Consider the following 6,666-nt stretch of genomic DNA (forward strand, 5'->3'; position numbering starts at 1 on the left):
GCCCCCGACGGCCGCGCCGTCCGTCACCGGACCGCCGTCAGCCACGGGCCGCGGCCAGGATCTCGCGCGCCAGGCGCTCGCGGCCGGACGCCCCGCCCATGACGGTGTCGGTGACGAGGACGCGCATGCCCAGCCCCGCGACGTCGTCCGCGAGGTGCGCGTCGCGCTGGTCGACCACCATGAGGTCGACGAGCCCCGCGTACAGGCGCGCGACCCCGAGCGCCGACACCTCGTGCCCGAGCGACGCGAGCATCTGCGCGGCGGGTCCCTTGATCGCCCGGCCGCCGACGATCGGGCTCACGGCGACGCGCCGCGCGCGCGACGCGGCGAGCGCCTCGCGCACGCCCGCGACGGCGAGCACGGGCTCGACGGACAGGAACGGGTTCGACGGCGCGACGACCACGACGTCGGCGTCCCGCACCGCCTCGACCACGCCCGGCGCGGGGCGCGCGGCGTCGATGCCGTCGTAGACGAGGCCGAGCACGTCGTCCGCGTGGCGCCGACCGACGAAGTACTCCTGGAACCCGAGCCGCCCGGCGGGGGTGTCCACGAGCGTCGCGACGCGGTCGTCGCTGACGGGGAGCACGCGCGGCCGCACGCCGAGGGCTGCGGCGAGCTGCGCCGTCACCGCGGACAGCGGCGCCCCGGCGCGCAGGCGGGCCGTGCGGACCACGTGCGTCGCGAGGTCCTTGTCGCCGAGCGTGAACCACGTGTCCTCGCCGAGGCGGCCCATCGCCTCGAGCGCCGCGTACGTCTCGCCGACGACGCCCCAGCCGCGCTCCTCGTCGGCCAGCCCCGCGAGCGTGTACGTCACGGTGTCGAGGTCGGGCGAGATCGCGAGGCCGTGGAGCTCGACGTCGTCGGCCACGTTGACGACGACCGTGAGGTCTGCGCCGGCGAGGTCCATGCCGTGGGCGAGCCGCGCGCCGCCGACCCCTCCGGCCAGCACGGTCACGGGTCCGGTCGTCGCGCTGTGGGTCACGTCCCGAGCCTACGTGGACCGGCCGGCCGACCGGCCACCCGACCTGCCACCCGACCGGCACGGCGACCGGCGCCGGGGGATGCCACGATGGGCGCATGGCCGTCTTCGCCTTCTCCGTCGCCCCGCTCGGTGCCGGCGAGTCCGTCGCGGACTCCGTCGCCGAGGCCGTCCGCATCGTCCGCGAGTCCGGGCTGCCGAACCGCACGACCTCGATGTTCACCGAGATCGAGGGGGAGTGGGACGAGGTCATGCCGGTGATCCGGCGCGCGACGGACGCCGTCGGGGCCGGCGGGCACCGCGTCTCGCTCGTGGTCAAGGCCGACATCCGGCCCGGTCGCACGGGCGAGCTCACGGGCAAGGTCGAGCGCGTCGAGGAGCGCCTCGCGGCCGACGCCGAGGAGACCGGTCACGCCTGACCCGGCGCGACGCCGGCTCCCCGTCTGCACGTGCCAGGGCCTCCGGTCGGTACCGACCGCGCCCCTTGACCACCGCCGTAGGCTAGGGCCCGACGCCCCCGACCCGAGCGCGTCGCCGCACGCAGCAGGAGATCCCCCGATGCCCCTCTTCGAGGTGGACGCCGAGCGTCCGGTACTCGTCCAGCCCCCGCAGCCCGCGGGAGCCTTCGGGACCGACGCGCAGCGTGTCGTCGACGGCAACATCGAGGGCCTGCTGGGCGAGCAGATCTTCCCCGTGGCGCAGGGCAGCTCGCCGGACGAGCCGCACCTGCTCGCGCTCGACGCCGCGGGACTGCCCGTCGTCATCGAGGTGGCCGCGGAGCTCACCGAGGACGCGCTGACCGCGGCGCTCAACCACGCCGGCCGGGCCGGACGGCTGACGCGCGCCGAGCTCGCCGCCCGCTACAGCGGCGGCGCCTCGCGGTTCCAGCAGGACGTCGCCGCCTTCTACGACAACGTGCCGCTCACGCGCTCGCAGGCGACGGCCCGTACGACGGGCGCCCGCCTCATCGTCATCTGCTCGAGCGCCGCGCCCGGCATCGAGGACGCGCTCGACTTCCTGCGCCAGCCCGGGTCGCCCGTCGCGGTGCTGCGGCTCGGCGTCGTGCACGGTGCCGACGGACGGCGCTTCGTCGACGTGTCGCCGCTCGTGGTGAGCCGCCAGGACCAGGAGCCCGCGCAGGAGCGCACGCCCGTCCGGGCCCGCCGGGCGGCGTCCGGCTCCGACTTCGCGGACGGCGTCGCCGTGGGCCGAGCCCTGACCGGCAAGTTTCCCGTGGTGACGCAGCACGCCGGCCGTTCCCGGGCCGAGCGCCGCCGCGCCGGCGAGCTCGAGGCGCGGGCGTCGTCCGGCCCCGTCCCCGCGTCCGCGGACGTGACGGGACCGCTCGACCCCGTCCCGCACGAGGTCCCGGTGCTCGACTCCGTGCCGCTCGACGACCCGCTGACCGTGACGGGTACGTCCGAGCCGGCGCCCTCCGCCTGGGCCGACCGCCGTCCGGCGGGCCCCGGCGACGAGGCGCGCGTGCCGCGCACGTCGATCCTCACGCGCGAGTCGGTGCGGACGCGCGAGTCCGTCCGCACGCGCGAGTCGATCCTCACGCACGAGTACGCGCAGCAGCACCCGCCGGCCTCGGAGCGGACGTACGACCCGCTGTCCTACAGCCCGCCGTCGAGCCTCGACGCCGAGGTCCCGGTGCGGCGCGACGTCGTGCCCGTGCCCCCGCCGCCGGCCGCGACCCCGCTCGGTCCCGACGACGACCCCGACCTCGTCGCGCTCGCCCGCGCCTTCGGCGGCCCGCGCCGCCTCGTGTGGGCGCGCCCCCGCCGCGGCCAGCGCTTCGAGGCCGTGCTGCAGCCGGACGGTTTCATCGAGCTGTCCGACGGCGCCCGGTTCCGCCACCCCGACCTCGCCGCGGTCGCGGTGTCGGGCACCGCGACCGCGGACGGGTGGAGCGTGTGGCGCCTCGGCGACGACGGCCCGACGCTCACCGACGCGTTCCGCGCCCAGCACGCCTGACCGCGCGGCTCAGTCCGCGGACGTGACCATCGCGCGGATGCCGACGACGAGCCCGACGACGGCCGTCACCGCTGCCGCCACCCAGCCCCACCCCACGACGGACGCCGTGAGGTCGCCCGCGAAGAGCGCGCGCTCGGCGTCGACGACGTACTTCAGCGGGTTGACCGACGCCGCGACCTGCATCCAGCGCGGGCCGCTCTCGAGCGGCAGCAGCATCCCCGACAGCAGCATGAGCGGGAACAGCACCGTCTGCTGGACCATCCAGAACATCCAGTCCTGCTTGCGCACGGCGAGCGCGAGCGCGTAGGACAGCGCGCCGATCCCCACGCCGAGCAGGGCGAGGAGGACGAGCCCCAGGACCGCGCCCACCGCGTGCAGCTCGAAGCCGAACGGCAGCATGACCAGCACGACGATCACCGACTGGGCGACGATCGGCACCATCTCCTTCAGCGCGCGCCCGACGAGCAGCGACGAGCGCGACAGCGGGGCGACGAGCATGCGCTCGTGCGCGCCGGTCTGGAGCTCGAACAGCAGGTTGGAGCCGGTCGCGGTCGTGCCGAACAGGGTCGTCATGACGAGGATCGACGGCACGAACCACTGCCAGACGCTGCTGCCGAGGACGTCGGTGCCGCCCAGCGACCCGACCAGCAGCGGCCCGAACAGGGCCAGGAAGACGATCGGCTGGACGAGCCCGAACACGACCGAGAACGGGTCGTGCAGGACGGGGCGCAGCTCGCGCGTCAGGACGATGCCGGTGTCGCGGACGACGGAGCTCCGGCCGGAGCGCGGCCGCGCGGCGGCACGCGGCTGCGCGGCGGTACGGGTGTCGACGGTGCTCATGCTGCGGTCCTCTCGGTGGTGCGGGTCGGCCCCGGGCCGTCGGCGCCGGGGGTGGTCTCGCTCGTGGCGTCGGCGTCGGCGTCGGCGTCCGCGGCCCCGCCCTCGCGGAGGCTGCGGCCGGTGAGGGCCAGGAACACGTCGTCGAGCGTCGGGTGGTGCACGTGCGCGGACTCCACGACGACGCCCGCGGCGTCGGCCGCGCGCAGGAGCCGGGGGAGGAACGCGTCGCCGTGCGCGGCACGGACCGTCACGTGCGGGCCGTCGGCCTCGAGCACCTCGCGGAACCCGTCGAGCCGGCGCGCGACGTCGGCGAGCTCTGCGGCCCGGTCGCGGTCGTCGGCGCGGACCGTGGCGACGACGCGGTCCCCGGCGAGGTCGTCCTTGAGGTTCGCGGCCGTGTCGTCCGCGATGACGCGCCCGTGGTCGACGACGACGACCCGTTCGGCCGTCGCGTCCGCCTCGTCGAGGTAGTGCGTCGTGAGCACGACCGTCATGGGGACGCCCGTCGTCGCCGTGGTGTCCGCGCGCATGCGGCCGACGTGCTCCCACAGGTTCGCGCGGTTGTGCGGGTCGAGGCCGGTCGTCGGCTCGTCGAGGAACAGCAGCGCGGGGGAGTGGACGAGCCCCATCGCGACGTCGAGCCGTCGGCGCTGCCCGCCGGACAGGTCCGAGACCTTGCGCGCGCGCTGCGCGGTGAGCTCGAGCACGTCGAGCAGCTCGTCGGCGCGGCGCCGGGCCTCGCGCCGGTCGAGCCCGTGGACGCGACCCTGGCTGACGAGCTCGTCCACGACGCGCTGGGCGTGCCCCGCGGCGTTGCCCTGGCCCACGTAGCCGATGCGGCGACGCACCTCGTCGGGGTGGGCGACGACGTCGAGCCCCGCGACGGTCGCCGTGCCCGACGTCGGGCGGATCAGCGTGGTGAGCATGCGCAGGGTCGTCGTCTTGCCGGCGCCGTTGGGTCCGAGGACGGCGACGAGCTCGCCGGGGGCGACGTCGAGGTCGATCCCGCGCACGGCGTGCACCGTGCGGTCCGGGTCGCGTCCGACCGGGAAGTCCTTGGTGAGTGCTCGGGTACGGATCACGGTGTCCTCCAGCTCGGTCGTGGTGCGCCCGTCCGGCGCCTCGCACCCCACGCTGGCGCCGGATCAGGTCAGGTTCGGTCCTGTACCGCGTGCGACCCTGAGGGCATGCGTGACACGTCCGGACGGCTGCTCCGCCTCCTCTCCCTGCTCCAGGCGCGGCGCGACTGGCCGGGGCCGGCGCTCGCCGAGCGCCTCGACGTCACGCCGCGCACGGTGCGCCGCGACGTCGACCGCCTGCGCGAGCTCGGCTACCCGGTGCGCGCGACGCGGGGGCCGGACGGCGGGTACCGCCTCGACGCCGGCGCGGACGTCCCGCCGCTGCTGTTCGACGACGAGCAGGCGGTCGCGGTGGCGCTCGCCCTGCGGACCGCCGCGCTCCCGGGCGTCGAGGACGCCGCGGCGCGGGCGCTCGCGACGATCCGGCAGGTGATGCCGGCACGGCTGCGCGCCCGCATCGACGCGCTCGAGGTCACCGCCGTCCCGCGCGAGCGGGAGTCGGCGGTCCCCCCGGTGCGGCCGGACGTCCTGCTCACCGTGGGCACCGCGACGCGCGAGCGCCGCGTCCTGCGCTTCGACTACGACGGGGGCTCGGGGGAGATGCTGCGGCCCCGGAGCGACCCGTCCGCGCCCGGGTTCCGGCCGCCGCGTCGCGTCGAGCCGCATCACGTGGTCACGTGGGGTGGCCGCTGGTATCTCGTCGCGTGGGACCTGGACCGCGACGACTGGCGCACGTTCCGCCTCGACCGCGTGGACCCGCGGACGGGGGACGGCCCCCGCTTCGCCCCGCGGTCGCTGCCGGCGCCGGACGTCGCGACGTACGTCGCCCGCGCGTTCTCCCGGCCGGCGTGGCCCGTCCGCGGCACGGTCGAGCTCGCCGCGCCGGCGGAGCACCTCGCTCCGTGGGCGGGTGACGCGGGAGTGGTCGAGCCTGTCGCCGACGACCGCTGCCGCGTGACGGCCGGGTCGTGGTCGTGGGGCGGTCTCGCCGCCTGGTTCGCCATGTTCGACGTCCCGCTCACCGTCGTCGGTCCGGACGAGCTGCGCGAGGCCTCGCGTCGGGTCGGGCGTCGCCTCGCGGGCGAACATGACGGGGCCATGGGCGCGTGAGCGGCGTCACCGTGGGCCGGGTTGACCGAGGTCCCCGCACCCCGTAATGTTCTCGAGGTCGCCCGGCAGGGAGGAACAGACACCACGGCGCAGCTCCTGAGGAGCAGACGCGAAGTGGCTGGTCCCGCAGGCGAAATCCCCCGCTCGAAGATCGGTGCAGCATGCTGCGCCCTCGTCACGGACGGAGGAGCCCGGTACGGGCGTTTCGAACGAATTCACGGTCTCGGCCGGGTTCGGGAGAAAGGTCCGAGCCTGGTAGGCTGGAAAACGAAAGCCCCGCGCAAAGGCCCGAAGCGGTCCGGAGGCGGTGTGTGTCGGTTGTTTGAGAACTCAACAGTGTGCTTGTTAGTCAATGCCAATTTTTTGTCCTCGTGGGCATGGCTGGCTGGCTGCTCCCGCCTGGGGGTGGTGGTTGGTTGTGTCTGGGGATTCCTTTGGTTGATTTCGGAGAATGATCGTCGGATTGTTTTTCGTGTAGCCAGTTTTGTGAACCGGATGGTTCGCTTCGTATGGATTGTTCATCACCGGCCTGTGGTTGGTGGTGGGCGTTGTTTTTTTACGGAGAGTTTGATCCTGGCTCAGGACGAACGCTGGCGGCGTGCTTAACACATGCAAGTCGAACGATGAAGCCCAGCTTGCTGGGTGGATTAGTGGCGAACGGGTGAGTAACACGTGAGTAAC

Annotated in this window: 6 protein-coding genes and 1 rRNA gene; 4 read left to right on the top strand and 3 right to left on the bottom strand. The window is 74.6% G+C overall.

Annotation, left to right across the window (positions count from 1 at the left end; genetic code table 11):
• Positions 1–37 precede the first annotated feature (37 nt).
• Positions 38–982 carry a 2-phospho-L-lactate transferase gene (cofD, locus tag JZ5iCDA_RS14365; RefSeq protein ID WP_069387783.1) on the bottom strand — a complete coding sequence of 315 codons (945 nt, stop codon included), beginning with the start codon at positions 980–982 and terminating at the stop codon, positions 38–40.
• 95 nt (positions 983–1,077) lie between these two features.
• Between cofD and JZ5iCDA_RS14370 the strand changes: the two genes are divergently transcribed.
• Both JZ5iCDA_RS14370 and JZ5iCDA_RS14375 read left to right on the top strand, forming a co-directional pair.
• Complete coding sequence (locus JZ5iCDA_RS14370; protein ID WP_069387784.1) at positions 1,078–1,398, top strand: MTH1187 family thiamine-binding protein; 321 nt, start codon at positions 1,078–1,080, stop codon at positions 1,396–1,398.
• Positions 1,399–1,537: 139 nt separating this feature from the next.
• A complete protein-coding gene (locus tag JZ5iCDA_RS14375; protein WP_069387785.1) occupies positions 1,538–2,956 on the top strand; it encodes a DUF4357 domain-containing protein in 1,419 nt (472 codons plus the stop codon).
• A 9-nt stretch (positions 2,957–2,965) separates the two neighbouring features.
• Here the strand turns inward: JZ5iCDA_RS14375 and JZ5iCDA_RS14380 are convergent, their stop codons facing one another.
• Both JZ5iCDA_RS14380 and JZ5iCDA_RS14385 read right to left on the bottom strand, forming a co-directional pair.
• Positions 2,966–3,796 (bottom strand): ABC transporter permease, encoded by an 831-nt coding sequence (locus JZ5iCDA_RS14380; RefSeq protein ID WP_069387786.1) that lies wholly within the window; start codon positions 3,794–3,796, stop codon positions 2,966–2,968.
• Positions 3,793–4,878 (bottom strand): ATP-binding cassette domain-containing protein, encoded by a 1,086-nt coding sequence (locus JZ5iCDA_RS14385; protein WP_069387788.1) that lies wholly within the window; start codon positions 4,876–4,878, stop codon positions 3,793–3,795. Before JZ5iCDA_RS14385 ends, JZ5iCDA_RS14380 begins: the two co-directional genes overlap by 4 nt.
• A 105-nt stretch (positions 4,879–4,983) precedes the next feature.
• Here JZ5iCDA_RS14385 and JZ5iCDA_RS14390 point away from each other — a divergent pair, with 105 nt between their 5' ends.
• Both JZ5iCDA_RS14390 and JZ5iCDA_RS14395 read left to right on the top strand, forming a co-directional pair.
• Positions 4,984–5,985 (top strand): helix-turn-helix transcriptional regulator, encoded by a 1,002-nt coding sequence (locus tag JZ5iCDA_RS14390; protein ID WP_069387787.1) that lies wholly within the window; start codon positions 4,984–4,986, stop codon positions 5,983–5,985.
• A 555-nt stretch (positions 5,986–6,540) separates the two neighbouring features.
• Positions 6,541–6,666 (top strand): 16S ribosomal RNA (locus JZ5iCDA_RS14395); the annotation flags it as partial.

Source organism: Cellulosimicrobium cellulans, assembly GCF_001722485.1.
GTDB classification, from domain to species: Bacteria; Actinomycetota; Actinomycetes; order Actinomycetales; family Cellulomonadaceae; genus Cellulosimicrobium; species Cellulosimicrobium cellulans_A.